The 26,330-nt window shown below is 65.0% G+C and carries 23 protein-coding genes and 4 tRNA genes; 19 read left to right on the top strand and 8 right to left on the bottom strand.

The features are described 5' to 3' along the window. Positions 1-191 precede the first annotated feature (191 nt). On the bottom strand, positions 192-893 hold the full coding sequence (locus EKG36_RS18580) for a lipopolysaccharide kinase InaA family protein (RefSeq protein ID WP_126486730.1): 702 nt from the start codon (positions 891-893) through the stop codon (positions 192-194). A 14-nt stretch (positions 894-907) separates the two neighbouring features. Next, complete coding sequence (locus tag EKG36_RS18585) at positions 908-2,029, bottom strand: glycosyltransferase (protein ID WP_246007567.1); 1,122 nt, start codon at positions 2,027-2,029, stop codon at positions 908-910. A 172-nt stretch (positions 2,030-2,201) separates the two neighbouring features. On the opposite strand from EKG36_RS18585, the gene EKG36_RS18590 reads away from it, so the two are divergent. From EKG36_RS18590 to EKG36_RS18620, 7 genes are all read left to right on the top strand, one after another. After that, entirely contained in the window at positions 2,202-3,206 is a 1,005-nt protein-coding gene (locus EKG36_RS18590) for an NAD-dependent epimerase (protein WP_126486732.1), read from the top strand. Positions 3,207-3,307: 101 nt separating this feature from the next. Continuing rightward, the gene (locus tag EKG36_RS18595; RefSeq protein WP_126486734.1) at positions 3,308-3,655 is read left to right on the top strand and encodes a four helix bundle protein; all 348 of its coding nucleotides are present in this window, start codon (positions 3,308-3,310) and stop codon (positions 3,653-3,655) included. A gap of 75 nt (positions 3,656-3,730) precedes the next feature. Continuing rightward, positions 3,731-5,065 carry a UDP-glucose dehydrogenase family protein gene (locus tag EKG36_RS18600; RefSeq protein ID WP_126486736.1) on the top strand — a complete coding sequence of 445 codons (1,335 nt, stop codon included), beginning with the start codon at positions 3,731-3,733 and terminating at the stop codon, positions 5,063-5,065. A 503-nt stretch (positions 5,066-5,568) separates the two neighbouring features. Continuing rightward, a complete protein-coding gene (locus EKG36_RS18605; RefSeq protein ID WP_126486738.1) occupies positions 5,569-6,732 on the top strand; it encodes a polysaccharide export protein in 1,164 nt (387 codons plus the stop codon). Positions 6,733-6,912: 180 nt separating this feature from the next. After that, entirely contained in the window at positions 6,913-8,904 is a 1,992-nt protein-coding gene (locus EKG36_RS18610; RefSeq protein ID WP_126486740.1) for a polysaccharide biosynthesis protein, read from the top strand. 204 nt (positions 8,905-9,108) lie between these two features. Next, positions 9,109-10,041 carry a hypothetical protein gene (locus EKG36_RS18615; RefSeq protein ID WP_126486742.1) on the top strand — a complete coding sequence of 311 codons (933 nt, stop codon included), beginning with the start codon at positions 9,109-9,111 and terminating at the stop codon, positions 10,039-10,041. Between the two features lie 208 nt (positions 10,042-10,249). Next, positions 10,250-11,173 carry a glycosyltransferase family 2 protein gene (locus EKG36_RS18620; protein ID WP_185827615.1) on the top strand — a complete coding sequence of 308 codons (924 nt, stop codon included), beginning with the start codon at positions 10,250-10,252 and terminating at the stop codon, positions 11,171-11,173. 86 nt (positions 11,174-11,259) lie between these two features. Here the strand turns inward: EKG36_RS18620 and EKG36_RS18625 are convergent, their stop codons facing one another. Further along, a complete protein-coding gene (locus EKG36_RS18625; RefSeq protein ID WP_126486746.1) occupies positions 11,260-11,721 on the bottom strand; it encodes a DUF3592 domain-containing protein in 462 nt (153 codons plus the stop codon). A gap of 14 nt (positions 11,722-11,735) precedes the next feature. Between EKG36_RS18625 and EKG36_RS18630 the strand changes: the two genes are divergently transcribed. Then, positions 11,736-12,194, top strand: coding sequence for a tellurite resistance TerB family protein (locus EKG36_RS18630; protein WP_126486748.1), 459 nt, complete (start codon positions 11,736-11,738; stop codon positions 12,192-12,194). A 100-nt stretch (positions 12,195-12,294) separates the two neighbouring features. Continuing rightward, the gene (locus tag EKG36_RS18635) at positions 12,295-13,536 is read left to right on the top strand and encodes an NAD(P)/FAD-dependent oxidoreductase (RefSeq protein ID WP_126486750.1); all 1,242 of its coding nucleotides are present in this window, start codon (positions 12,295-12,297) and stop codon (positions 13,534-13,536) included. 2 nt (positions 13,537-13,538) lie between these two features. Here EKG36_RS18635 and EKG36_RS18640 read toward each other — a convergent pair whose 3' ends face one another. Next, positions 13,539-13,994, bottom strand: coding sequence for a hypothetical protein (locus tag EKG36_RS18640; RefSeq protein ID WP_126486752.1), 456 nt, complete (start codon positions 13,992-13,994; stop codon positions 13,539-13,541). A 166-nt stretch (positions 13,995-14,160) separates the two neighbouring features. Here EKG36_RS18640 and pyrC point away from each other — a divergent pair, with 166 nt between their 5' ends. Continuing rightward, entirely contained in the window at positions 14,161-15,198 is a 1,038-nt protein-coding gene (gene pyrC / locus EKG36_RS18645) for a dihydroorotase (RefSeq protein ID WP_126486754.1), read from the top strand. A gap of 211 nt (positions 15,199-15,409) precedes the next feature. Here the strand turns inward: pyrC and EKG36_RS18655 are convergent, their stop codons facing one another. From EKG36_RS18655 to folD, 4 genes are all read right to left on the bottom strand, one after another. Continuing rightward, complete coding sequence (locus tag EKG36_RS18655; RefSeq protein ID WP_126486757.1) at positions 15,410-16,321, bottom strand: alpha/beta hydrolase; 912 nt, start codon at positions 16,319-16,321, stop codon at positions 15,410-15,412. 6 nt (positions 16,322-16,327) lie between these two features. Continuing rightward, the gene (gene mtnN / locus EKG36_RS18660; protein WP_126486759.1) at positions 16,328-17,062 is read right to left on the bottom strand and encodes a 5'-methylthioadenosine/S-adenosylhomocysteine nucleosidase; all 735 of its coding nucleotides are present in this window, start codon (positions 17,060-17,062) and stop codon (positions 16,328-16,330) included. Between the two features lie 49 nt (positions 17,063-17,111). Continuing rightward, the gene (locus EKG36_RS18665) at positions 17,112-17,585 is read right to left on the bottom strand and encodes an S-ribosylhomocysteine lyase (protein WP_126486760.1); all 474 of its coding nucleotides are present in this window, start codon (positions 17,583-17,585) and stop codon (positions 17,112-17,114) included. A 338-nt stretch (positions 17,586-17,923) separates the two neighbouring features. After that, positions 17,924-18,799, bottom strand: coding sequence for a bifunctional methylenetetrahydrofolate dehydrogenase/methenyltetrahydrofolate cyclohydrolase FolD (gene folD / locus EKG36_RS18670; protein WP_126486761.1), 876 nt, complete (start codon positions 18,797-18,799; stop codon positions 17,924-17,926). Between the two features lie 321 nt (positions 18,800-19,120). Here folD and EKG36_RS18675 point away from each other — a divergent pair. From EKG36_RS18675 to EKG36_RS18715, 9 genes are all read left to right on the top strand, one after another. Then, a tRNA-Pro gene (locus tag EKG36_RS18675) sits at positions 19,121-19,197 on the top strand. Positions 19,198-19,265: 68 nt separating this feature from the next. Continuing rightward, positions 19,266-19,342, top strand: a tRNA-Arg gene (locus EKG36_RS18680). Positions 19,343-19,396: 54 nt separating this feature from the next. After that, a tRNA-His gene (locus tag EKG36_RS18685) sits at positions 19,397-19,471 on the top strand. A 24-nt stretch (positions 19,472-19,495) separates the two neighbouring features. Then, positions 19,496-19,570 (top strand) — tRNA-His (locus EKG36_RS18690). A 262-nt stretch (positions 19,571-19,832) separates the two neighbouring features. Beyond that, positions 19,833-21,191, top strand: coding sequence for a trigger factor (gene tig, locus EKG36_RS18695; protein ID WP_126486763.1), 1,359 nt, complete (start codon positions 19,833-19,835; stop codon positions 21,189-21,191). Positions 21,192-21,281: 90 nt separating this feature from the next. Further along, a complete protein-coding gene (gene clpP, locus EKG36_RS18700) occupies positions 21,282-21,902 on the top strand; it encodes an ATP-dependent Clp endopeptidase proteolytic subunit ClpP (RefSeq protein ID WP_126486765.1) in 621 nt (206 codons plus the stop codon). A 76-nt stretch (positions 21,903-21,978) separates the two neighbouring features. Next, positions 21,979-23,256 carry an ATP-dependent Clp protease ATP-binding subunit ClpX gene (clpX, locus tag EKG36_RS18705; RefSeq protein WP_126486766.1) on the top strand — a complete coding sequence of 426 codons (1,278 nt, stop codon included), beginning with the start codon at positions 21,979-21,981 and terminating at the stop codon, positions 23,254-23,256. A gap of 167 nt (positions 23,257-23,423) precedes the next feature. Then, positions 23,424-25,832: an endopeptidase La gene (lon, locus tag EKG36_RS18710; RefSeq protein ID WP_126486768.1), complete on the top strand. Its 2,409-nt coding sequence runs from the start codon at positions 23,424-23,426 to the stop codon at positions 25,830-25,832. Positions 25,833-26,009: 177 nt separating this feature from the next. Beyond that, a complete protein-coding gene (locus EKG36_RS18715) occupies positions 26,010-26,282 on the top strand; it encodes an HU family DNA-binding protein (protein WP_126486769.1) in 273 nt (90 codons plus the stop codon). The last annotated feature ends 48 nt before the right edge of the window (positions 26,283-26,330 follow it).

The following is a 26,330-nucleotide window of genomic DNA, read 5'->3' on the forward strand; positions in this document are numbered from 1 at the left end:
CGAAACCTCAGCTTGCCAGAAATCGTGCACCTGAATCCCGAGCGGGTCCCGATGTCACAGGCATCAGGATTTTAAAGAGCCGAAGTCATTTCATGTGCCAACTATGTTGACAGGCTCCGACCCTCGACCCTCGACCCTCGACCCTCGACCCTCACCCCTCGACCCTTACCCTTCACCCCACCTCTGGCCCGCTAATGCAACAACGCCTGCAGGCGCGAGGCTGCCTGTGCGCGATAGCGCTCGCCCCGCAGCTTGTTGACGGTCAAGGACCGTTCGAGAGCCGGCCATTGGTCGGCTCTTTTCGTTGGCAGGCGGCGCACATGGGCGTCGATCCATACGAGCCGGCCATCGGCCTTCACCAACAGGTTGTTGTAGTGCAGGTCGCGATGGGCGTAGCCGGCCCTTGCCAGCAGGGCCACCTCGTTGCAAAGGCGCTCGAGGAAGCGGCCTCGCTCGGCCTCGCCGAGGGCATCGAACACCTCGCCACCCATGCGGGCATCCGCCACGTGCTCGAGCAGCAGCAGCGAGGCATTGCGGTTGCAGGGATTCAGTGAGACGCCCCAGCCATGGCAGTGGGGCGTGGCCAGGCCGGCGTCTTGCAGGATGCGCAGGCTGAGGTATTCCTTGCGGGCATCCGATTGCAGCAGGCAGCGCTTCTCGAGGTAGTCCCGCCACACCCAGCCCAGGGGGCGATGGCGCTTGTGGAACTTGTCGGGCACCACCTTGGCGAGGAGGCGGCCGTCCTCGCTCAGGTAGAAGCGACTGCTGGCCACCGCCTCGAAGGCCGCGGTGGTCTTCGTACTGGCCAGGCGCAGCTCGCCCGGCAGAGCACTCGGGTGAAACACCAGATAGCGGCGACGGCGATCGTCGAAGGGGATGTCCAGCAGCTTCATGGTTATGGCGAGTCCTAGAGCGCCTCGAACTGCGGCAGCACGGTCTCCTTGAGGAACTGCCGGTAGTGGCGCGGCTCGATGGTCACCGGGGCCTGGTCCATGCGTGCGATCGCATCGGCCAGGCCCTTTTCGTTATCGGGGGCCACCAGGAAGTCCGCGAGCTCCTGGGTCAGGATTTCCTTCGGCCCGCTGGGGCAGTCCACGCTGATTACCGGGGTGTGCAGCAGCAGCGCCTCGATCAGCACACGCGGCAGTCCCTCGGCATCCGAGGTCAGCACCATGGCCTTGGCATGGCGAATGAAGGGGTAGGGGTTATGGTAGTAGCCGAGCAGCTTGACGCGCTCGCTCAAGCCAAGCTCCTCGACCAGGCGCTCGAGCTCCGCCTCATGCTCCGGCTTGCCCTTGCCCATGATGGCAAGCGGCGTTTCGATCCCGCTTTCGGCATAGGCCCGCAGCAGCCGGTCGTGGCGCTTGCGGGGCTCGAGGGCGGCCACGCAGAGGAAGTACTCGCCCTCGGGCAGCGACACCGGCTCGTCGGCCATGGCAACGAAGGGCTCGCGCTCGTAGGGGTTGTAGATGGGCACGATGCGCTCGGCCTCGAGCCCCACCACCTGTTCCAGGTTGGCCTTCACCCCCTGGGAGACGGCGATGACCTGGCGGCCACGGTAGAAGTGTCGCACCTTGTCGAAGGCCCGGCGACGCTGCTTCGGGTCATTGAATTTGGCCGAGACGTCCGATTTCACCCAGAAATAGAGGTTCGGCAGGTCCAGGTGGCGGGTGATCTTGTCGCAGGAGCAGGAGATCACCACATCCGGCCGCCAGGCCTCGAGGGCCTTGGCGATCCGCGAGGCCTGCCACTTCTCGGTCAACACCGTGCTGGTCGCCTTGGTGAACCAGGTGACCACGCCGAGATTCTCGATGTCCAGGCCCTCGGGCAAGCGATGTTCGATCCGCTCACGCAGGGTGAAGACCTTCACCGCGTGGCCGCGCTGACGCAGTTGGTCGGCGGTATAGAGCAGCGATTTCTGGGCGCCGCCGCCGTAGAGATCCTCGATCACGAAGGCGAAGCGCTTGGCGGGCGCGGCATCGGCCTGGGCGGAGACGTCGGGCGTCGAGGCGGAAGAGGGCATGGGCATGGGGCGATGTTAATTCCCGGAGTATTTGAATGCGCCGATTCTATCATGTCCCCGCCGGTGCGGCTCTCGGGGCTTGGCGTTGTATGGCTCGGCCTGGCTGTCTCGCTGCGTTACAATTCGCCCAACGAGCCCGCTGTCAGGCGGGCGGGGGACTGCAGGAGACATCACCACTATGAAACTGCTGATCACGGGAATGGCGGGGTTCATTGGCCATGCCGTTGCCAAGCGCCTTTCCGGACAGGGTCACGAGATCGTCGGCATCGATAACCTCAACGCCTACTACGATGTATCTCTCAAGCAGGCCCGGCTGGACGATCTGGCGGGATGCCAGGATGTGCGCTTCCTCCGGCTCGACCTGGCCGACCGGGACGCGGTGGCCGAGCTCTTCGCCAAGGAGGGCTTCGACCGGGTGATCCATCTGGCGGCCCAGCCCGGGGTGCGCTATTCGCTGGAGAATCCCCATGCCTATGCGGATGCCAACCTGATCGGGCACCTCAACGTGCTGGAGGGCTGTCGCCATGGGCGGGTGGGCCACCTGGTCTATGCCTCGTCCAGCTCGGTGTATGGCGCCAACGACAAGGTACCCTTCGACACCTCGGACCACGTCGACCATCCCATCAGTCTCTATGCGGCGACCAAGAAGGCCAACGAGCTGATGGCGCACACCTACTCGCACCTCTATGAGCTGCCGACCACTGGGCTGCGCTTCTTCACGGTCTACGGGCCCTGGGGGCGCCCGGACATGGCCATGTTCAAGTTCACCCGGGCCATCTTGGCCGGCGAGCCGATCCAGGTGTTCAACCACGGCGACATGTCGAGGGATTTCACCTACATCGACGATATCGTCGAGGGCATCGTGCGGATCCTGGATGTGGTACCCGAGCGGCGGGTCGTCTCGTCAGTGGATGACCAGCCCGACACCAGCCGTGCGCCCTATGCGCTCTATAACATTGGCCATGGCAGCCCGGTGGCGCTGATGGAGTTCGTGCGGGCGGTGGAGCAGGCCACTGGGCGGGAAGCCGTCTGTGACTTCCAGCCCATGCAGCCCGGCGACGTGCCGCGCACCTGGGCGGATACCGAGGCGCTCTTCGAGGCCACCGGCTACCGGCCCAAGGTGGGCGTGCAGGAGGGCGTGCGGCGCTTCGTGGAATGGTATCGGGGGTATTACGGGGACTGAGGGGCGAGGGACGAGGTGCGAGGGGCAAGGTATGAGAGTGGAGGTACGCGTGGGGAAGTAGGAGGTCTAAGCTGTAAGAGCGAAGGGCCAGGGAGTGCGCCATGCGATTCGAGGAGTTAGAGGTGTGGAAGCGCGCCGCGCGCTTGTCCGTGTGCATCTACCAGACTTTCCGGGAGTCCCGGGACTTCGGCTTCAGGGATCAGATCACTCGGTCATCGCTTTCCATCGCCAGCAATATCGCCGAGGGGGACGAAGGAGTGGGCGAGAAGGACCGTATCCGTTTTCTGAACTATGCCAAGGGCTCTTGTGGTGAACTGCGCACCCAGATTTACATCGGCATGCAGATCGGTTACATAGAGCGCCACACCGGGAGCCAGTGGGTGGAAGAAGCCCACGAACTTTCCCGCATGCTGTACGGCTTGATGAAACACTTTCGCGGGCGCCAATAATTTCTCGAACCTCGAACCTCGAACCTCGAACCTCGAACCTCGAACCTCGAACCTCGAACCTCACAGGGAGCATCAATGAAGATCACGATATTCGGCACCGGCTACGTGGGACTGGTCACCGGGACCTGCCTGGCCGATGTGGGGCATGAGGTGCTCTGCATGGACGTGGATGCGGAGAAGATCGCCCGGCTCGAGGCCGGTGAGATTCCTATCTACGAGCCGGGCCTCGAGGACATGGTGAAGGCCAATGTCGGCGAGGGACGGCTGCGCTTCACCACCGACCCGGCCACCGCGGTGGCTTTCGGGACCCTGCAGTTCATTGCCGTCGGCACGCCGCCGGACGAGGACGGCAGTGCCGATCTGCAGTACGTGTTGGCGGTGGCCGAGACCATCGGCCGGCACATGACCGACGAGAAGGTGGTGGTCGACAAGTCGACGGTGCCGGTGGGTACCGCCGACCGGGTCCGCGAGACCATCACCGGGGTGCTGGCGGAGCGGGGCCAGAACCTCGACTTCGAGGTGTGCTCCAACCCGGAGTTCCTCAAGGAAGGCGCGGCCATCGAGGATTTCACCCATGGCGCGCGGATCATCGTGGGGACCGACTCGGAGCGCGTGAAGGCGCTGATGCGCGAGTGCTATGCGCCCTATATTCGCCTCCAGGAAAAGCTGATGTTCATGGACGTGCGGGCGGCGGAGCTGACCAAGTACGCCGCCAACGCCATGCTGGCCACCAAGATCAGCTTCATGAACGAGATCGCCAACCTGGCCGAGCGGCTGGGCGCCGATATCGAGCAGGTGCGCCGGGGGATCGGCTCCGACCCGCGCATCGGCTACCAGTTCATCTATCCCGGCTGCGGCTATGGGGGCTCCTGCTTTCCGAAGGACGTCCAGGCCCTGGCGCGCACCGCCGGCGACGTGGGCTACCAGGCCGAGCTGCTGGGGGCGGTGGAAGCCGTGAACCAGCGCCAGAAGGGCACGCTGTTCAGCAAGCTGGTGCGGGCCTTCGATGGCGATCTCGAGGGGCGCACCATCGGCCTCTGGGGCCTGGCCTTCAAGCCCAATACCGATGACATGCGCGATGCGCCCAGTCGCACCCTGATGGAGGCGCTATGGGCCGCCGGGGCCCGGGTGAAGGCCTACGACCCCGAGGCCATGGGCGAGTGCCGGCGCCTGTATGGCGACCACAAGGAGCTCGAGCTGGTCGAGGACCGTGCCGAGGCAGTGCAGGGCGCTGATGCCCTGGTGATCTGCACCGAGTGGAAGGCCTTCCGCTCGGTGGACTTCGCCTGGCTGAAGGCCCAGCTGGCCATGCCGGTGATCGTCGACGGCCGCAACCTGTTCGAGCCCGAGGCGGTCAAGGCGCACGGCCTGATGTATTACGCCGTGGGGCGGGGCGACTCGCTGCGCTGAGTCAGGTCGCACCTCCGGGAGTGCCCACCGCGCTCCCGGAGGTCCCCCGCGCTGGACAGGGCCTGCCGCGGCCCCCGCGTCACTCTGTCTCTCTGTGCCCCTCTTCCCGGCGGAGAAAGGTCTCCTGCCTGACTTCATTCGTGAGTATCCCCCTTCCTCTAAGCTGAGTCTTATCCGGTTTCCTACTCCTCGCGCTTGCCAGACTGATCTCGCTGTCATTAGCCGATATCCCTTGTTTGCTGTCACCGCCACGAGATGTCAGGTGTTGTTGGCGCGCCTGTCGTTGGGTTTATCCCATCCCGCTCGACTCAGCATATTCCTTCTGTGAACGTACTGTAACTTCGTAAGCTGATGTTAACCGTCCCGTGACGCTCTGTGACCGAAGGTACCTTCGTGGCGCGGAGAGCGCGGGGCGGTACCACCGGGCTTTGCCAGGGTAGCTGCCTGACGACACATCATTCCGTTGCGGCAGCGGTGCAGGAATCAACCAGAGGCGCGTGGATATGGTGGCGCACACTGAAGTTCGCAGAAGCAGAAGACAGTCTCATCCACGACTTGGGCTCCTGGCGCTGGTTCCCCTTATCCTGTCGATGCTGGTGATTTCGGGTTGCGCCATTGCGCCGGGGGGGCATCTCGAACCCGACGAGGCGGGCAAGGACCTGGATGAGAGGGTCGTAGTGCGTCCGATAACGCCATCACTCGTCAGGTCGATGTCCGATGAGCTGCAGCAGGTCATGATGGCGAGAGCCACGCCGCCTGACTTGAGTGCAGCGGTGGAAGGCTATGAATATCGGATCGGCCCTGGTGATGTGCTCAGCATCATCGTCTACGACCACCCTGAGCTGACCATACCCGCGGGGGCCGAGCGTACCCCGGAAGATACCGGCAACCGTGTACGGCCCGATGGCACCATGTTCTATCCCTATGTGGGACGACTGCAGGTGGCGGGCAAGACCCTCGAAGAAGTGCGCCGATTGCTGACAAGCCGGCTGTCCAGCGTACTCACGGACCCCCAGGTTGAGGTTGGCGTCGCGGCTTTCCGCTCCCAGAAGGTCTATGTGAGCGGGGCGGTGCAGGCTCCCGGAATGGTCCCCATCGATATCGAGCCCTTGACCATACTGGACGCCATCAGCGAGGTGGGAGGCGCGCTGCCCAATGCCGATTGGCACAATGTGCTGCTCACGCGCCAGGGCCGTGAAGAACGCCTCTCCCTGTTCAACCTGTTGCGGGGAGGGGACCTTACGCAGAATCGGTTGCTGAGGGACGGTGACATCCTGCATATCCCGACCTCCGAGAACCAGAATGTGGTGGTGTTGGGGCAGGTGCTGAGACCCGGCGCCATTGCCTTGGGCAACGAGCGTATCACTTTGACCGACGCCCTGGCGCGTGCAGGAGGGGTCAACGAGCGGCTCGCCGAGCCGTCCGGCATCTTCGTCGTGCGTGGTGAACCCGCCGAGAGTGAAACCCTGGCCACCGTGTATCAACTCGATATCAGTGATGCCACCCGACTGATGCTGGGAACCCGCTTTCCACTCCAGCCTCAGGATGTCGTCTATGTAACCTCGGCGCCGGTAGCGCGCTGGAACAACGTGATCTCTCTGCTGTTGCCTTCAATCACCTTGCCGGGGGACGTCGCGACTTCGGTTGACGATATCGGAGAGCTATAGCCCCTGAAGATCGACCATCCCGTGGGCACCAGAGCCCGCGGGATGGCGATTGAATGCATGGCACCATGTCGCTCCTTATCACCGGTGGAACATCACCCGGTGAGCGTGGCGCCAGACCTGCTCCAGGTGGACAGGGCCCCAGTCACGAGATCGGCCTTGTCGTGATACGGGAGATACTTAATGCTGGCTCTAGATAGGCTGGTGAAGATGCCACGCTTCTACAAGCGGGGCCTGCTCCGGCTGGGCGATATGCTGCTGATTGCGCTTGCCATCATCGTGGCCTTGCTGCTGGTAGGGCGTGAGACGCCCCTGCAGCAGGCCGAAACCTGGTTGGTGTTGTGTTGGGTGGCGCTGTCCACCCCCATTATTTTCGGGACCCTGGGGCTTTACCGCGTCGTGCTGAGGTTCATGAACCTGAAAGTCATGGCCTCGTTGCTGTTGGGGGTGGCGCTGGTGTCTGCCAATCTGCTGTTGATGAATCTGCTGATAGGTTGGCCGTTGGCCTGGCAGGTGATGCCAGTCTTCGCCATGCTGTCGGTCATGGCGGTGGGGGGCCTCAGGTTGCTGCTCCTCGAGCTCTATCAGTTGACCCGACGTCATCAACGTCAGCCTGTCATTATCTATGGCGCGGGCGCCGCCGGGGGGGAGCTGGCGCGCTCCCTGCACCATGGTGGTCGATATCGCCCGCGGGCCTTCGTCGATGATTGGCGAGGCCTGCAGGGGTCGCTGGTGGAGGGGTTGCCCGTCTATCGTCCGGGTGATCTCGAGAAGTGGGTCGAGCGGCTGGGCATCGAGCTGGTGCTGCTGGCGATTCCCAGCGCGCCGCGTTGCCGTCGCCGCGAGATCCTCGAGCAGCTGGCGAGTCTCTCGATCCCGGTCCAGACGATTCCTGGCTCGGAAGACCTGGTCTCGGGGCGATCGCGCATTGCGGATACCTGCGATGTGCAGGTCGAAGACCTCCTCGGGCGTGAACCCGTTCCTCCCTTTGCCGAGCTGATGAGCGCCAACATTGCGCACAAGGTGGTGATGGTGACCGGAGCGGGTGGCTCGATAGGGGCCGAGCTGTGTCGCCAGATCCTGGCGCAGGAACCCCGCGTGCTCGTGCTGGTGGATAATGCGGAACATGCCCTCTACGCCATCGAGCAGGAACTGCAGCTGTGGATGCGCCGGCACGGCCGGCACATCCGCCTGCGCGGACTGTTGGCCTCGATCCAGCAGCAAGAGCGGATGCGCGAGATCCTGTCGAGCTTCGGCGTGCAGACCCTCTACCATGCCGCTGCCTACAAGCATGTGCCGCTCGTCGAGTGCAACCTGGTGGAAGGCTTGCGCAACAATGTGTTCGGCACCTTCGCCTTGGCATCGGCGGCGTTGGAATCGAGGGTGGAGACCTTTGTCATGGTTTCCACCGACAAGGCGGTACGCCCCACCAACGTCATGGGTGCAACCAAACGCTTGACGGAATTGATCTGTCAGGCGTTCGCCGGCCGTGAGCTCGGGCAGGACAAGACACGCTTCTGCATGGTGCGATTCGGCAACGTGCTTGGCTCCAGTGGCTCGGTTGTCCCCTTGTTTCGCGCCCAGATCGAACGGGGTGGTCCAGTCGAGGTGACTCATCCTGAGATCACACGATATTTCATGACCATTCCCGAGGCGGCCCAACTGGTCATTCAGGCTGGCGCCATGGGGACCGACGGGCAGGTGTTCGTCCTGGATATGGGGGAACCGGTGCGCATCGCCGACCTTGCCGCCAACATGGTGCGACTCTCCGGGCTCGAGGTGAAGGACGCCGACCACCCCGATGGAGACATCGAGATTCACTTCACCGGATTGAGGCCGGGAGAAAAGCTGTATGAGGAGCTTCTGATCAGTGGCGAGATCCAGAAAACGCGTCATCCCAGGATCAGGACCTCCAAGGAGCTTTCCTGGCCCTGGGCCGAGCTGGATGCCTATTTAAGCGATTTGCATGAGGCCATGAGCGCCTCACGGCATGGCAGGATCCAGGAATTGCTCGTAAAGGCGCCTCTCGGCTATTCGCCCGAGGGAGCAATGGTGGATCTGGTATGGGAGGCGAAGCACGCCTCTGCGCCGCACGAACCGGCGATGCAGGAGGCCTCGGAGTCATCCGCTGCGTCGCTTTTGCAAGAGCGATTCAGATCCTCCGGCTCGGCTTGAGGACATGGAGGCGGCCATGGACATTCAGCGTGGTGATCACAGGGGAGGACGCGGCGTCATTCCCCGCCGGAAAGAGGCCATGTCCAATGATTTGCGTCCATGGTGGCATCCGGCGCCGCGACGGCCGCCTTCGCTGGGAGCGTCTTGCCTGACCACTCGCCGGTCTAATGGCAAGCCGGACCGAGGCCGCTCGAGGCCAGTGCGATGAACAAGGCCAGCGTGGGGGAGCAGGAGGCCAATGACCCGGGCGCAGGGCAGCTCGATGGCAACACGATCCTCGCACTGCAGCCGCTGCTCTGGGAGTGGGGGGAAGCGCCACCGCCACCGGGAGTCGTTTTACAGTCGCAGGAGGTCAGCCTGCCTTCACGAGCCTGGAAATACCTCGTCCTGCAGCTGGCCCCGGTTCCTCCTACCTGGCCGGTTGAAGCAGAGCAGGGCTTTATTCTCAGCGTCAAGTGCCTCGCCCTGGCCGAGGGCATGCCCCTGCCTCCGCGCTTCGGCGATGACGGCTGGTTGTTGCTGACGCATCTGCCGGACGTCAAGGCGATGTCCGCCTTGTTGCTCAACCCCAATGGCGTGCACTATCTGGTTCATGCGCGGCATCGTCGCTATCGGCGATTATGGCCCAAGCGAACGGCTCAGTTGCAGGACTTTCTTTGCTGCCAGGAGCTCGAGGCGGCTCGTGTGCTATTTGACGCCTGTCTGGTGCTGGAGCTCTACGGGATACGCCGGGTCAGGGTGATTGGTTACCTGTCGCTGGACAAGGTGTCCCACCCGGTGATGCCCTTCATGGCGATGGAAGAGAAGGTGGCAAGCTGCGGGGTCGACAAGGACAAGCTGATCACAGATACCCGCAACCACTTCGAGGTCGATGGTTTCAAGGTCATGGCTTTTGAGCAGCTTCAGCGCCTGAAGCGCCATAGCCGGAACCTGCAGGACCGCAATGACCTGGCCATGATGGCAGCGCTCGAAGACGGCAGAAGCTGGTACCTGTGGCTTGGACGGTGCATCGATCTGATCCTGGTCGCTTCGGCGTCACTGCGACAGATACTAGCCCGCCTGGCGGGGTGGCTCGGGCTTAGAGCGCTCCTGAGACGCCTGTTGGGAGGCTCCAATAACAAGACGCGAGGCGGCTAGCATGAGGTAGTGGGGGCATGCCGAGTCGACGCTCGCGGGTGAACCGTTCCGCCTGATGTCATGATGGGTGTCCGTCAGGCGGGAAGCGGTTCTGCGCAGGGGAAGGGGGTGCCGTCGTGCGTTGCCAGGTGAGCGATCGTGCAGGGTCGATCGCTTCCCGGTGATGGCGACTGGCCGTTTCTCCATGCCAGCAAGGGAAACGTCACCGATGCCACAGTTCTCCGTGGTGATGCCGGTCTATAACAAGGCAAGGACCTTGTCGAAGTCACTGGCCTGCATTTATGGCCAGACATGCCGGGACTTCGAGCTTATCGTCGTCAATGATGGCTCGACGGATGGTTCGCTCGAGCTGCTGGCGCATGAAGAAGCCCTGGGGCGGCTCTGCCTGCTGCATCGTGATGTGCCGGGCGCCGGTGGTTATGCCGCCTGCAACCATGGCGCCCGATTCGCTTCGGGGCGATGGCTGGTCTTCTTCGACCCCGATGATCTTCTGCTCTTCGATCACCTGTCACGCTTCGCCGATGCCATTGCCCAGCATCCAGGCATCCAGCTATTCGTCAATGGCTATCAATGGATGGGTACCCACTATCGGTCTTCCGTCGGCAAGGGGATTGCCAAGGGGGTGATGACACGTCGACAGGCGTTGGCGGCTTATGCCCGTTGTGACTTCATTCACATGAACGGCACCTGTATCCGGCGCGAACGCTACCAGGCGCTGGGTGGTTTTCCTGCCGACCACCACGGGCGTGACAGTGATGTCACCTTCATCCTGAGAGCGCTTTGTGGGCTGGACGCGATCCACTATGACAATACCGTCACCAGTCTTTGGCTGATGGAACATGAGGCCCCGGTGAAGAGGGAAGCGCTGCCGAGCACACAACACCCGAGCGTTGAGGTGCGTGAGGCGTGTGAGGCCGGCTTGTCGCGCTGCGAGCGTTACTATCTGCGGGCGGCGACCAATCGCAAGATCCTTGCCTGGGCCGTGAAGAAGAAGTGTCAGCAACTGCCTGTCGCGCGGGACCTGGCGTCGCTGAGGCTGGGAGCGATGAGGGCGGCTCAGCTGTATCAAGCCATCTCCCTGTTGTTGCCGCGCCCCTGGTTCGAGCGCATGCACCTCGCCACCCGTGGCTGACGCGTTGCGTGCCGAGGGCCGGCTGGCGCCTGCCGAGCCAGTGTCCGATCGGCGACCGGTAGGCGCGGCTCACGAGGCGTCCCGCTTCATGGAAGCGAGAGCCACAGTGCCAGTCCGCTCATGACCGTCAGGAACAGGGCCAGGCCAAGTCGACCGGTCGGCAGGCGCGGCTCGCCCAGCAGGGTGGTTTCCGGGTTTCCCGGGGCATAGCGGATAGTCATGCGGGTGCCGGGGGGCGTGCGACCGGCGTGGGCGTCGGCAGCCTGGCGGGTGGTGAAGGAGGGAACGCCGCCGAAGCGGCCATTGTCCGAGCAGTAGATGCGTCCCTCGGCCTTGAAGGTAAACTGCACCCGCGCCAGGAAGCGACGCGGCTGGTCGTCACCCTCCCGGCGGTGGGCGTGGCCGTGGACGCCCTCCACCTCGCAGCGTGTCACCCGGGCTTCTGCCATCGGCCAGCGATTGACGCCCTGTCGCCGCCAGGCGCCGTGGCCGGCGATCACGGCGGCGAGGCCCGCGCCGAGGGCGATGAATGGCGCGATATCAGGCATGCTCGGAGCTCACCATGATCGAATCTCTGCAACGTCTTTTCCAGGACATGATGGCGGTTGGCGAGCCGCCTGAAAAGGGTGAGCCCACCCTGGCGCTGGCCACCGCGGTGCTGCTCTGCGAGGTGGCGCGGGCCGACTACCACCTGGACGATCGTGAGCTGGCCCGCCTGAGGGAGGTGCTCGGCCAGCGCTTTGTCCTCGACCTATCGGCCCTGGATGCCCTGCTCGCGCAGGCTCGGGAGGAGGTCGACACCGCAGTGGACCATCACCGTTTCGTGAGCAGCGTCCGGGAACACTGCGACTACAACGAACGCTTTGAGCTGGTCCGCCTGATGTGGTCCCTGGCCCTGGTCGATGGCCACAAGGACCCGCTGGAGGAGCACCGCATCCGCCGTCTCGCCGAGTTGCTGCATGTCAGTCATGGCGACTTCATTCGCGCCAAGCTGGCGGAGGAGGGGGCGTCGCCGGGCTGAGCTCGGGACACGCTGCGCTAGCTACAGCGATGACTGGTATGATCGAGGGCGGGTCCGCCGGGGCGGGCCCGCTCATCGTTCACGGCAAGGGAGGTGCGAGATGGCGCGCGAGATCATCGTTCTGGGAGCCGGCATCGTAGGGGTGTCGGTGGCCTGGTACCTGGCCCGGCGGGGGCATCGGGTGACGCTGGTGGATCGGCGCCCGCCTGGGTCCGAGACTTCCTTCGGCAACGCCGGGATCATCCAGCGCGAGGCGGTCCAGCCCTATCCCTTCCCCCGGGATCTCGCCACCCTGTTGCGGGTGCTGCCCAACCGGCAGGTCGATATTCGCTACCGCCCCGGTGGCATGCTGCGTGCCGCCATCCCCCTGCTGCAGTACTGGCGGAACTCCTCCCCGCGCCGCTACCGGGACATCGTGCCGGAGTACGCCTCGCTGATCGCCCTCTCGCTGGATGCCCATGCGTCCATGATCGAGGCCGCCGGCGCCGACGCCCTGGTGCGCCGGGAGGGCTGGCTGGAGGTCTTCCGGACTCGGGCGGCCCTCGAGGCGCGCCTGGAGGAGGCCCGCGCAAACGAGGCTCGCTTCGGGGTTCGCCACCGGGCGCTGGATAGCGCGGACCTTGCCGACATGGAACCGAGCCTGGCGGAGGGGCTGGCCGGGGCCGTCCACTGGCTCGACCCCTGGACCGTCGCCGATCCGGGCGGCCTGGTCCAGGCCTATGCGCGAGCCTTCGAAGCCGAAGGCGGACGGGTGCTCGAGGCGGAGGTCAGCGAGCTGAGCCGGGACCCGGCCGGCTGGCGGGTGAGCGCCGGCGGAGAAAGCCTCCTGGCCAGCGACGTGGTGATGGCCATGGGGCCCTGGTCACGGCAATGGCTGGCCAAGCTGGGAACTCTGGTGCCGCTGTTCGTCAAGCGCGGCTATCACATGCATTACGGCAGCGTCGGCCAGGCACGCCTCAAGCACTGGGTCATGGATGCCGAAGTGGGCTATCTGCTGGCGCCGATGCGGGCTGGCATCCGCCTGACCACGGGCGCCGAGCTGGAGCGGCTGGAGGCACCTGCCCATCATCGCCAGCTGGCCGCAGCGGAGGAGAAGGCGCGGCAGCTCTATCCCCTGGGGGAGCGCCTCGACCCGGCGCCCTGGAAAGGGGCCAGGCCCTGCACGCCGGACATGAAGCCGGTCATCGGCCCGGTGGAAGGGCAGCAGGGCCTGTGGTGTGCCTTGGGTCACGGCCATCAGGGCTTCACGCTCGGGCCGGCCACCGGCCGGCTGCTGGCGCAGATGATGGACGGCGAGACACCGGAGATCGATATGCGGCCGTTTCGGGTGGATCGCTTCTAGATTCAGGCGGTATCGGACGGTCCCTGGCGGGTCCGGTCACGGCTGCGGCGCTTCTCGGCCACCAGGTGGATCAACAGCTTGACCGCCAGGGTGATGATGAACACCAGCCAGCCGGCCGTGGCCAGCACGTTGAACAGCAGCATCTTCTGCTCGCCGTTCAGGGGCGTGATCAGGTGATCGATGACGATGGCCAGCAGGAAGGCCAGGCCGAGGGGCAGGGCGAGGATATGCATCCACATCTCGGTGCGACGCTTGCGCACGTGGTAGCGGCTGAGCAGGACCCGGATAGGACGATGCACGAAGCTGATCATGATCAGACTTCCCGCGATCAGCAGCGCCGCCAGGGTCGGCTCGATGTTGTCGATATACACCGAATAGCTCACCGACCAGTAGACCAGCAGCCACATCAGGCCGGCCAGGATGGCGACGAGATCGGCGTAATAGCGTACCTTCGGCATGATGTCCTCATGGTATTTTCCCGGCTGCGATGATACGGCAAATTATCCCGACGTGAAGGATTTTTCGGGTTTTCGGCCGGTGCCCGAGCCAGCATGGGCGCTGAGGCCGGGATGGCGTTGCGGTATACTGGGGCGCTGAGACCACCATGCCGAGACAGGACACGCCGTGAACTCGATTACCCTGACCCGACCGGACGACTGGCACCTCCACCTGCGTGACGGCGAGGTGCTGCCCGCCGTGGTGCCGGCCAGCGCCCGCCAGATGGGCCGTGCCATCATCATGCCCAATCTCAAGCCGCCGGTGACCACCACCGAGCAGGCCCTGGCCTATCGGGAGCGCATCCTCGCCGCCGTCCCGGCAGGGAATGACTTCGAGCCGCTGATGACCCTGTACCTCACCGATCGCACCAGCGCCGAGGAGATCGAGCGGGCGCATGCGTCAGGCCTGGTCCAGGCCGTCAAGCTCTACCCGGCGGGGGCGACCACCAACTCCGACTCCGGGGTCACCGACCTGGCGAACTGCGATGCGGCCATTGCCGCCATGGCCCGGCTGGGCATGCCGCTGCTGGTGCATGGCGAGGTGACCGATGCCGAGATCGATATCTTCGATCGCGAGGCGGTGTTCATCGAGCGGGTGATGAAACCGCTGCTGGACCGCCATCCGTCCCTGAAGGTGGTGTTCGAGCATATCACCACGGCCGACGCGGCCGCCTTCGTGGCCGCGGCCCCGGCCAGCGTGGCGGCCACCATCACCGCCCATCACCTGCTGTTCAACCGCAACCGCATGCTGGTGGGAGGGATCCGCCCGCACTACTACTGCCTGCCGATCCTCAAGCGCGAGCGTCATCGCCAGGCGCTGCTCGAGGCCGCCACTTCCGGCAGCGGCAAGTTCTTCCTGGGCACCGACAGCGCGCCCCATGCCCAGGGCGACAAGGAGAGCGCCTGCGGGTGTGCCGGAGCCTATACCGCCCCTGCGGCCCTCGAGTTCTATGCCACCGCCTTCGAACAGGCCGGGGCCCTGGAGCGGCTGGAGGGCTTCGCCAGTCATCATGGCCCGGCCTTCTACGGCCTGCCGCGCAACACCGGCACCGTCACTCTGGTGCGCGACCCCTGGACCCTGCCGGAGACGCTGCCCTACACGGTCAACCAGGCCATCGTGCCGCTACAGGCCGGCGAGACGCTGGACTGGAAATTGAAGGAATAAAGGGGCGAGGTGAAAGGGGCAAGAGCGAGGTGAAAGGGGCAAGGGGTGAGGTGCAAGGAAACCCCTTGGCTGGCTCCTTGTGGACCCACATCCTGTCTGACGAACCTCGAACCTCGAACCTCGAACCTCGAACCTCGAACCTCGAACCTCGAACCTCGAACCTCGAACCTCGAACCTCGAACCTCGAACCTCGAACCTCGAACCTCGCCCCTTACTCCGTCGCGAGCTGCTCGTCGAGAAAGGCGAGGCCGGCATCGATCGCCCCGTCGCGGGTCAGAAAGCCGCTGATATGGCCGCGCAGGCGCTGCAGGTAAAGCTCGGCGGGCACCTCGCTTGCGGCCAGCCGGGCATACATGTCGGTGGCATGATCCACCGGCACCAGGCTGTCCAGGCTGCCATGGAAGAGGAAGTGGGGCGGCGTGTCGGCATCGACATGGCGGGCTGGCGAGGCCAGCTCATAGGCCCGGCGCTGCTCGGCCCGGGTGCCGCCGATGAATTCCACCACCAGGCGGCCATCGGCGAACTTCATCAGATCACTGGGCAGCCCGCCGGCGAGGACGGCGGCCAGTCGGGCATGCTCTCCCCCGTGGGGGCTGGCCAGGGGCCCCTCGGCACCGAGCACCGAAAGCAGGCTGACCAGGTGGGCGCCGCTGGAGTAGCCCACGCCGACAATCCGTGAGGTGTCGATGCGCCACTCATCGGCGTGCTCGTGGAGCCAGGCCATGGCGACCTGCAGGTCATGGAGCTGGGCGGGGAAGCGGTAGTCCGGCGCGAAGCGATAGGCGACATTGGCGACCACATAGCCCCGGGCGGCCAGCTGCTCGGCAATGTCGGCCATGTCGCTGGGGTCGCGACGTTGCCAGCCGCCGCCGTGCACCACCAGGGCCGCCGGACGCCGGGTGTCGCCGAGCGTCTCGGGCAGATAGACGTGGGCGTTCAGCGAGGCGGGCCAGTCGTGCGGGGTATAGGGCTGCGGCGGCAGGCGCCGGAAGGCCCGCTGCGAACTGCTGGCCGGCGCGTTCTCGACAGCCGGCCGGCCGTCGGTGCTCAGGTGGGTGGCGCAGCCGCTGGCCAGCAGTGGCAGCGCAAGGGCGAGCCCCATCAGCCAGCCGCGGTGGCCCATGCGGGGTCAGTCCTCGACGGCGGCGGGCCGGGTGGCCGGTTCGGCGAGCCTGGCGACCATGGCGGTGACCATGCGGGTCGAGTGATCGGCGGCCTTGGCGAGGAACTCCTCGAACGACAGATGGTTGTCGCCGCCACCGGCGATGTCGGACAGGGCGCGGATCACCACGAAGGGGCAGCCGTAGAGATGGCAGGTCTGGGCGATGGCCGCGGCCTCCATCTCGGCGGCGAGCATGGTGGGGAAGCGCGAGCGCGTCGTGGCCACCAGGTCGGGACAGGCCATGAAGACATCGCCGGTGGCGATCAGGCCTTCGACCACCCGTACCTCGTTCATCGACTCGACGCTCTCCCGGGCCACCCGCACCAGGCGCGCGTCGGGCAGGTAGGCGGCGGGCATCTGCGGCACCTGGCCGTGCTCGTAGCCGAACACCACGGCATCGACGTCGTGGTGGCGCACCTCGCTGGACACCACCACGTCGCCGATCTCGAGGCCCTCGCCGAAACCGCCGGCGGAACCGGTATTGATGATCGCCTCGGGCTGGTACAAGTCGAGCAGCAGGGTGGTGCCGATGGCGGCGTTCACCTTGCCGATGCCGGACTGCAGGATCACCACCTCGACCCCATGCAGCTTGCCCTGATGGAAGGTCGAGCCGACATGCCGGCGGGTCTCGCGATCCTCCAGCATGGCCGCCAGCTGGGCGACCTCCTGGGACATGGCGCCAATGATACCGATGCGTTTCATCTGTCTGGGGTCTCCGCGGGGTGGGGCGTGAGCCAGGGGCAGCAGGCGATCAGGCGTCTTCGGCGAAGACCTGGGCCCATTCGTCGCGCTTGGCCAGGAAGCCGCGGGCGATGTCCTTGGCGCCTTCCAGGCTGTGGCTGGCCGCCCAGCCGCACTGCATCTCGTTGCAGGCCGGCACCGCGTCGGCTGCCAGCACGTCCTTCAGGGTGCCCTCGAGCAGGTCCAGCACGCCGTCGTAGTCGTCATGGTTGATCATGGCGATATAGAAGCCGGTCTGGCAGCCCATGGGGCTGATGTCGACGACCTTGTCGGAATGGTTGCGCGACATCTCGGCCATCAGGTGCTCCAGGGAGTGCAGCGCCGGCATGTCCATGTGGTCCTGGTTGGGCTGGCAGATGCGCATGTCGTACTTGTGGATGCGATCGCCGTGCTCACCGGTCTTGATGTCGGCCAGACGGATATAGGGCGCCTTCACCTTGGTATGGTCCAGGTTGAAGCTTTCGACGTTCATCTTGTCGCTCATCGACGGGCCTCTACGAGTCGGTGGAAAAAACAGCTGATTATTCTACCGGAGTGCAACGAAGGGTGCACGGGGGTGGCCGAAGCATCCCAGGGCAATCGCAGTTAGCGGTGTCGCTCGGGGCTGATCCGTCGAAAGGTCTGCGAGGGGGCGCTGTGAACCCTTCCTTGGGCGCTACCGACGCCCTGCCGCGCTCTCGCGTCCCGCTTCGCTTGCAGGGCCGGTGCTGGCCATCCTTGGCCAGCCCGTTCGGAGCAGTGCTCCTCACCCATGGCGTAGGCCCCCCCCCTCTTCGACCTGTCCCCGGCGCCCCTCACACCTCACATCTCGCACCTCGCCCCTCACTCCTTGCCCTTCACCGCCATGGCGTCATGCATCTCGGCGGCGAGCAGGGTGTTCTCGAGCAGCGAGGCGACGGTCATCGGGCCGACGCCGCCGGGGACCGGGGTGATGTAGCTGGCGCGGGCGGCGGCGGGTTCGAACTCGACGTCGCCGACCAGGCGGCCGTCCTCCTGGCGATTGATGCCCACGTCGATGACGATGGCGTCATCGCGCACCCACTCGCCCTTGACCAGCCCGGGGCGGCCGACCGCGACCACCAGCAGCTCGGCCCGGCGCACGTGCTCCTCGAGGTTGCGGGTGAAGCGGTGGCAGACGGTGGTGGTGCAGCCGGCCAGCATCAGCTCCAGCGCCATGGGTCGGCCGACGATATTGGAGGCGCCGACCACGGTGGCGTCCAGGCCGCGCACCTTGAGTCCGCTCTCCTGCAGCAGGGTGATCACCCCCTTGGGCGTGCAGGGGCGCAGCAGGGGCAGGCGCTGGGCCAGGCGTCCCAGGTTGTAGGGATGGAAGCCGTCGACATCCTTGTGCGGCAGGATGCGCTCGAGGATCGGCCGCGGGTCGAGGTGCTCGGGCAGCGGTAGCTGCACCAGGATGCCGTCCACGCTCGGGTCGGCGTTGAGTTCGTCGACCAGCCGCTCCAGATCGGCCTGGGAGGTCTCGGCGGGCAGCTGGTGCTTGATCGAGTGGATGCCGGCCTCCTCGCAGGCGCGGTGCTTGTTGCGCACGTAGACGGCGGAGGCGGGGTCCTCGCCCACCAGTACGACGGCGAGTCCCGGCGCCCGTCCACCGGCCTCGCGGCGTGCCTGCACCTGGCGTGCGACCTGCTGGCGGACTCGGGCGGCAATGGACTTGCCATCGATCAGTTGGGCGGTCATCGAACTTCCCTCTGGTGGTCGGGTGATGAAAGAAGGGGCGATTTTCGCATGACCGGGCGTCCAGGCAAAGCGGCGGGGGGAGGGGGGAGGAGTCAGGGGCGAGGTTCGAGGTGCGAGGAGTGAGGAGTGAGGAGTGAGGAGTGAGGAGTGAGGAGTGAGGAGTGAGGAGTGAGGAGTGAGGAGTGAGGAGTGAGGAGTGAGGAGTGAGGGGCCAAGTGCCTGATGAGTGGGCGTTGCCGCTTGACGCGGACGCTGAGATCCGTAGAATACGCAGCGCTTGACGAGGCCCCTGCGGCGGCGTCAGGGCCGTGCAAGAGCCGGCGGGGTGTAGCGCAGTCTGGTAGCGCGCCTGCTTTGGGAGCAGGATGTCGGGGGTTCGAATCCCTCCACCCCGACCACAAGCCATTGATTGAATTGAAATAAATTTCATCTACGGCTTGCGGTCAGGCGCTCGGGAACGTAGAATGCGCCCATAGCTCAACCGGATAGAGCAACGGCCTTCTAAGCCGTAGGTTGCAGGTTCGAGTCCTGCTGGGCGCGCCACGCAGAGTGGCGGCTTCCGGCGCTTGGATCTATCGGTCGGGCAGTGTCGAAATGGTGGATGTAGCTCAGTGGTAGAGCCCCGGATTGTGGCTCCGGTGGTCGTGGGTTCGATCCCCATCATCCACCCCATCTCGACACGATCTCCAGGCAGTGGTGGATGTAGCTCAGTGGTAGAGCCCCGGATTGTGGCTCCGGTGGTCGTGGGTTCGATCCCCATCATCCACCCCATTGCCTCTCTCTTCTTTACTATCAGCATGCCTCGACCCCTGTCTCGTATCGCGGCGCACCCTTGTGCGTGGCGGCTTTTCGCGTTGTCGCGAGCCGATCGACCCTCCCGCGGGAGAATCTGCGCCTCCCCCTTGTCTATAAACCAGAATGCCCCCATCTGTTCAGCCATGGCGCTTGCCACTGCCCGGTGGGATTCATAGAATTCCCCCCTTTGAACGTTTCACGCATTCCACAGAACGCCCCAGTCGGTAGAGGACAATTCATGCAAGTTTCCGTCGATACGACCTCCCAGATTGAACGCCGCATCAAGGTGCAGGTGCCGGCCGCCGAGATCGACGAGGCCGTTGCCGCCCGTCTCAAGGACGCCGCCAAGAACGTGCGCATGGATGGTTTCCGCAAGGGCAGGGTGCCGATGTCGGTGATCCGTCAGCGTTACGGCAGCGAGGTCCGCAACGAGGTGGTCGGTGAAGTGATGCGCGAGCGCTATGTGCGCGCCATCACCGACGAGAACCTCAATCCGGCCGGTTACCCGCAGATTGAGGCCGAGGTCAACGAGACCGGCAAGGACCTCGAGTTTACCGCGACCCTCGAGATCTACCCCGAGGTCGAGCTGGCCTCCATCGAGGGCACCGAGGTCGAGCGTCCGGTGGTCGAGGTGACCGATGCCGATGTCGACGAGATGATCGAGACCCTGCGCAAGCAGAACGCCGGCTGGGAAGAGGTCGAGCGGGCCGCCGAGGATGGCGACCAGCTGACCATCGACTTCCAGGGCTACCTGGGCGACGAGCCGTTCGAGGGCGGCAGCGCCGAGGGTCACGACCTGGTGATTGGTTCCGGCAGCTTCATTCCCGGCTTCGAGGAGCAGCTCATCGGGGCCAAGGCCGGTGACGACCTGGAGCTCAAGGTCACTTTCCCGGAGGACTACCAGGCCGAGAACCTGGCCGGCCAGGAGGCGACCTTCCAGGTCAAGGTTCATGCGGTCAAGGCGCAGTCCCTGCCCGAGGTGGACGCGGAGTTCGTCAAGCAATTCGGCGTCGAGGACGGCGACCTCGACCGGTTCCGCGACGAGATCACCAAGAACATGCAGCGCGAGGCCAGCCAGGCGGTCGACAACCGCGTCAAGCAGCAGGTCCTCGAGGCGCTGAAGCAGGCCAACGACATCCCGGTGCCGCAGGCCCTGATCCAGCAGGAGACCGACGGGCTCAAGCGCCAGGCGGCTCAGCAGTTCGGCCTCGGCGAGGACTTCGATGTCAGCCAGCTGCCCGACGAGCTGTTCGCCGAGCAGGCCAAGAGCCGGGTGCAGATCGGCCTGCTGCTGGCCGAGGTGATCAAGGTCAACGAGCTCGATGCCTCCGACGACGAGATCAAGGCCAAGGTCGAGGAACTGGCTCAGCAGTACCAGGACCCGCAGCAGGTGGTCGACTACTACATGGGCAACGACCAGATGAAAAGTCAGGTCAAGTCCGCCATTCTTGAAGAGAAGGCGGTCGATGCCCTGCTCGAGCAGGCCACCGTCAAGGACGTCGAGATGGGCTATCAGGAAGCCCTCGCCGCCGCTCAGCAGCAGGGTGGCGATGCCGAAGAGGCCGACGAGGCCGAGGGCGAAGCCAGTCAGGCCTGATCCCCGTCCCGGCCCTCCCGTCCGGCCGCGCGCGGCCGGACGGGGTGTCAGACGTCGCTTCCATACACCGGATGCAAGGACATCACCCAGATGAGCAACGAGTTCGATATCCAATCCGCCGGCGGCCTGGTGCCGATGGTGGTCGAACAGAGCGCACGCGGCGAGCGGGCCTACGACATCTACTCCCGCCTGCTCAAGGAGCGCGTGATCTTCCTGGTGGGGCCGGTGGAAGACTACATGGCCAACCTGCTGGTGGCCCAGCTGCTGTTCCTCGAGTCCGAGAACCCGGACAAGGACATCCACCTCTACATCAACTCGCCGGGCGGCTCGGTCACCGCGGGGATGTCGGTCTATGACACCATGCAGTTCGTCAAGCCCGACGTCTCTACCGTGTGCATCGGCCAGGCGGCGAGCATGGGCGCGCTGCTGCTGGCCGGCGGCGCGGCGGGCAAGCGCTACTGCCTGCCCAACTCGCGGATGATGATCCACCAGCCGCTCGGCGGCTATCAGGGGCAGGCCTCGGACATCGAGATCCATACCCGCGAGATCCTCGGCATCCGCGATCGTCTCAACCATATCCTGGCCCACCATACCGGCCAGGATATCGAGACCATCGCCCGGGATACCGACCGCGACAACTTCATGGACGGTCCGCAGGCCGCTGAGTATGGCTTGATCGACGCCGTGCTGGATAAGCGGCCGACATCCTGATAGCGTGAAATCATCCACGCTCTGATTACGTGATTCCCGGCGGCCCCAGGGCCGCCGCTGCGAGAGAGGTACGCGAATGGCCGACGGCAAAGGCAAGGACGAAGGCGGCAAGCTGCTGTACTGCTCGTTCTGCGGCAAGAACCAGAACGAGGTGCGCAAGCTGATTGCCGGCCCGTCCGTCTATATCTGCGATGAGTGTGTCGACCTGTGCAACGACATCATTCGCGAGGAGGTGCTCGATGCCGATGCCGAGAGCGACGAGGAGCGTCTGCCTGCCCCCCGCGAGATTCGTCACACCCTCGACGACTACGTGATCGGCCAGGACCGCGCCAAGATGGTGCTGTCGGTGGCGGTCTACAACCACTATAAGCGGCTTCGCTACGGCTCCAAGGACGAGGTGGAGCTCGGCAAGTCGAACATCCTGCTGATCGGGCCCACCGGCAGCGGCAAGACGCTGCTGGCCGAGACCCTCGCCCGGCTGCTCAACGTGCCGTTCACCATCGCCGACGCCACCACCCTCACCGAGGCCGGCTATGTGGGGGAGGATGTCGAGAACATCATCCAGAAGCTGCTGCAGAAGTGCGACTACGACGTCGACAAGGCCCAGCGCGGCATTGTCTACATCGACGAGATCGACAAGATCTCGCGCAAGTCGGACAACCCCTCCATCACCCGGGATGTCTCCGGGGAGGGCGTGCAGCAGGCCCTGCTCAAGCTGATTGAGGGCACCACCGCCTCGGTGCCGCCCCAGGGCGGCCGGAAGCATCCGCAGCAGGAGTTCCTGCAGGTCGATACCGGCAACATCCTGTTCATCGTCGGCGGCGCCTTCGCCGGCCTCGACAAGGTGATCCGGGATCGCGCCGAGAAGGGTGGCATCGGCTTCAATGCGGAGGTCAAGAGCAAGGACGAGACCAAGGGCGTCGGCGACCTGCTGCTCGACGTGGAGCCCGAGGATCTGGTCAAGTTTGGCCTGATCCCCGAGTTCGTCGGCCGCCTGCCGGTGATCGCGACCCTGACCGAGCTCACCGAGGATGCGCTGATCCAGATCCTCACCGAGCCGAAGAACTCGCTGATCAAGCAGTACGCTCGGCTGTTCGATATGGAGGGCGTGGAGCTCGATTTCCGCGAGGACGCCCTGCGCGCGGTGGCCGGCAAGGCCATGGCGCGCAAGACCGGGGCGCGGGGCCTGCGCTCGATCCTCGAGTCGGTGCTGCTCGACACCATGTACGAGATTCCTTCCCTGGAAGGGGTCACCAAGGTGGTGATCGACGCCTCGGTCATCGCCGGCGAGAGCGAGCCGCTGCTGATCTATTCCCAGCAGGAGCAGCCGCGGGTCGACGGTACCGACGGCTAGGCCGCCACGGCGCCGGTCCCGACGCGTCGGGGCGCCTGCCAGCCTGCCCAGGAAAGGGGCCGCCCAGGCGGCCCTTTTCTTTGCGCCGCCGCCGCGCCGGCCTTGTAATGCCGCGCCGCTGCCCCCACTCCCTTGGTATCCAATTGATCGTGTGAGGAACGTCTGCGATGCAGCAGAACGCCGAACAGACCCTGAGTCTGCCCCTTTTGCCGCTGCGGGACGTGGTCGTCTACCCGCAGATGGTCATTCCGCTGTTCGTCGGCCGCGAGAAGTCCATCCAGGCGCTGGAAGCCGCCATGGAAGCCGACAAGCGCGTGCTGCTGGTGGCGCAACGCGAGGCCAGCAAGGACGATCCCGACAACGCGGATCTCTTCGCCATCGGCACCGTGGCCGAGATCATGCAGCTGCTCAAGCTGCCCGACGGCACCGTCAAGGTGCTGATCGAGGGCGAGTCCCGGGCCGACATCCGCGAGATCGTCGCCGTCGATGACGGCTACAGCCGGGCCGAGGTGGAGCTGCGCGAGAGCGAGCCGCTGTCCGAGCGCGAGCAGGACGCCCTGGTCCGGGTGCTGCTCAACCAGTTCGAGCAGTACGTCAAGATGTCCAAGAAGGTGCCCAACGAGGTGCTCAACTCGCTGTCGGGCATCGAGGACCCCAGCCGCCTGGTCGACACGATCTGCGCGCACCTGTCGCTGAAGATCGACGACAAGCAGCAGTTGCTCGAGATGGACCGGGTGCGGGATCGCATCGAGCACCTGATGGCGCTGATCGAGTCCGAGATCGACCTGCTGCAGGTGGAGAAGCGCATTCGTTCGCGGGTCAAGGACCAGATGGAGAAGTCCCAGCGCGAGTACTACCTCAACGAGCAGATGAAGGCCATCCAGAAGGAGATGGGCGAGCTCGAGAACGTGCCCAACGAGGCCGACAAGTACGAGCAGGCCATCGAGGAATCCGGCATGCCCAAGGAGGCGGCCGACAAGGCGAAGCAGGAGCTGGGCAAGCTGCGCATGATGTCGCCGTCCTCGGCGGAAGCCACGGTGGTGCGCTCCTACCTGGACTGGCTGGTCTCGGTACCCTGGAAGAAGCGTACCCGGGTGCGCCATGACCTGGCCCATGCCCAGAAGGTCCTCGACGAGGATCACTACGGGCTCGAGGAGGTCAAGGAGCGCATCCTCGAATACCTGGCCGTGCACAAGCGGGTCAAGAAGCTCAAGGGCCCGGTGCTGTGCCTGGTCGGGCCTCCCGGGGTGGGCAAGACCTCGCTGGGCCAGTCCATCGCCCGGGCCACCAACCGCAAGTACGTGCGCCTGGCGCTGGGCGGCGTACGCGACGAGTCGGAGATCCGTGGCCACCGGCGTACCTATATCGGTTCGCTGCCCGGCAAGATGATCCAGCGCATGAGCAAGGCCGGGGTCAAGAACCCGCTGTTCCTGCTCGACGAGGTCGACAAGATCGGCATGGATCACCGCGGCGACCCGGCCTCGGCGCTGCTCGAGGTGCTGGACCCGGAGCAGAACGACAAGTTCAGCGACCACTACCTGGAGCTGGACTATGACCTGTCCGAGACGCTGTTCATCTGCACCGCCAACTCGATGAACATCCCCGGGCCGCTGCTCGACCGCATGGAGGTCATCCGCCTGCCCGGCTACACCGAGGACGAGAAGCTGGCCATCGCCAAGCGCTACCTGGTGCCCAAGCAGCTCAAGGCCAATGGCTTCAAGGACGACGAGCTGTCCTTCGCCGACGACGCGCTGCTCGAGCTGATCCGCTATTACAGCCGCGAGGCCGGGGTCCGCGAGCTCGAGCGCCAGATCGCCAAGGTCTGTCGCAAGGTGTTGCGCGAGCGCCTGGAGAAGGAGGGCAAGGAAGGCGCCCAGGCCCCGGTCTGCCTGTCGGCCACGGACATCGAGGCCTATGCCGGGGTGCGTCGCTACAGCTACGGCCTGGCGGACCAGCAGGACCAGGTCGGCCGGGTGACGGGCCTGGCCTGGACCTCGGTGGGCGGCGAGCTGCTCAACATCGAGTCGGTGGTGACCCCGGGCAAGGGGCGCATCAACAAGACCGGCTCGCTGGGCGACGTCATGAAGGAGTCGGTGAGCGCCGCCCAGACCGTGGTGCGGGCCCGGGCGCTGTCGCTCGGCGTCGACCCGGAGCGCTTCGAGAAGGAGGACCTGCACATCCACGTGCCCGAGGGCGCCACGCCCAAGGACGGTCCCAGTGCCGGTATCGCCATGGTCACCGCCATGATCTCCGCCTACACCGGCAGGCCGGTGCGCTGCGACGTGGCCATGACCGGCGAGGTCAACCTGCGCGGCGAAGTCATGCCGATCGGTGGCCTAAAGGAGAAATTGCTGGCTGCCAGGCGGGGTGGTATAAAGACCGTGCTTATCCCGGAGGAGAACCGCCGCGACTTGAAGGAGGTGCCGGATAATATCAAGGAAGCCCTTGATATTCGGCCTGTCCGCTGGATCGATGACGTACTCGAGGTCGCTCTGGCCGAAAAATCGGGCCAGAAAAGTGATGAGTCTCGAGCGGAAGAAGTCGCCTCTTCCCACTCGATGATCAGTACGCACTGACGATATTTTTTCCATCATGCCGGGGCAAGAACCCCGGCATGATGGGGATTGTCAGGGATGGTTGCTTGACAGGCCTTTCATCGCATTGCTATAAATTACCGCCATGCTGTGATCGCGTCAGTCAGCCGTAAGTCTCGCCGATTAGAGCCAATTTACGTAACAGTCAAGGGGTGAAGTGTGAACAAATCCGAGCTGATCGAAGCCATTGCCGCGTCTGCCGACATTCCCAAGGCAGCCGCTTCTCGTGCGCTGGATGCCATGGTCGAGACCGTGGCCGACAGCCTGAAGAAGGGCGACAGCGTTTCCCTGGTGGGTTTCGGCACTTTCACCGTCAAGGAGCGTGCGGCCCGCACCGGTCGCAACCCGCAGACCGGTGAGCCGATCGAGATCAGCGCCGCCAAGGTGCCGAGCTTCAAGGCCGGCAAGGCGCTCAAGGATTCCGTCAACTGAGGCAGCGCCGCTAGCCCAGTCATTGACGACTGATCCATACAGGCGCAC

Source organism: Halomonas nitroreducens (assembly GCF_003966155.1).
In the GTDB taxonomy this organism is placed as follows: domain Bacteria; phylum Pseudomonadota; class Gammaproteobacteria; order Pseudomonadales; family Halomonadaceae; genus Halomonas; species Halomonas nitroreducens.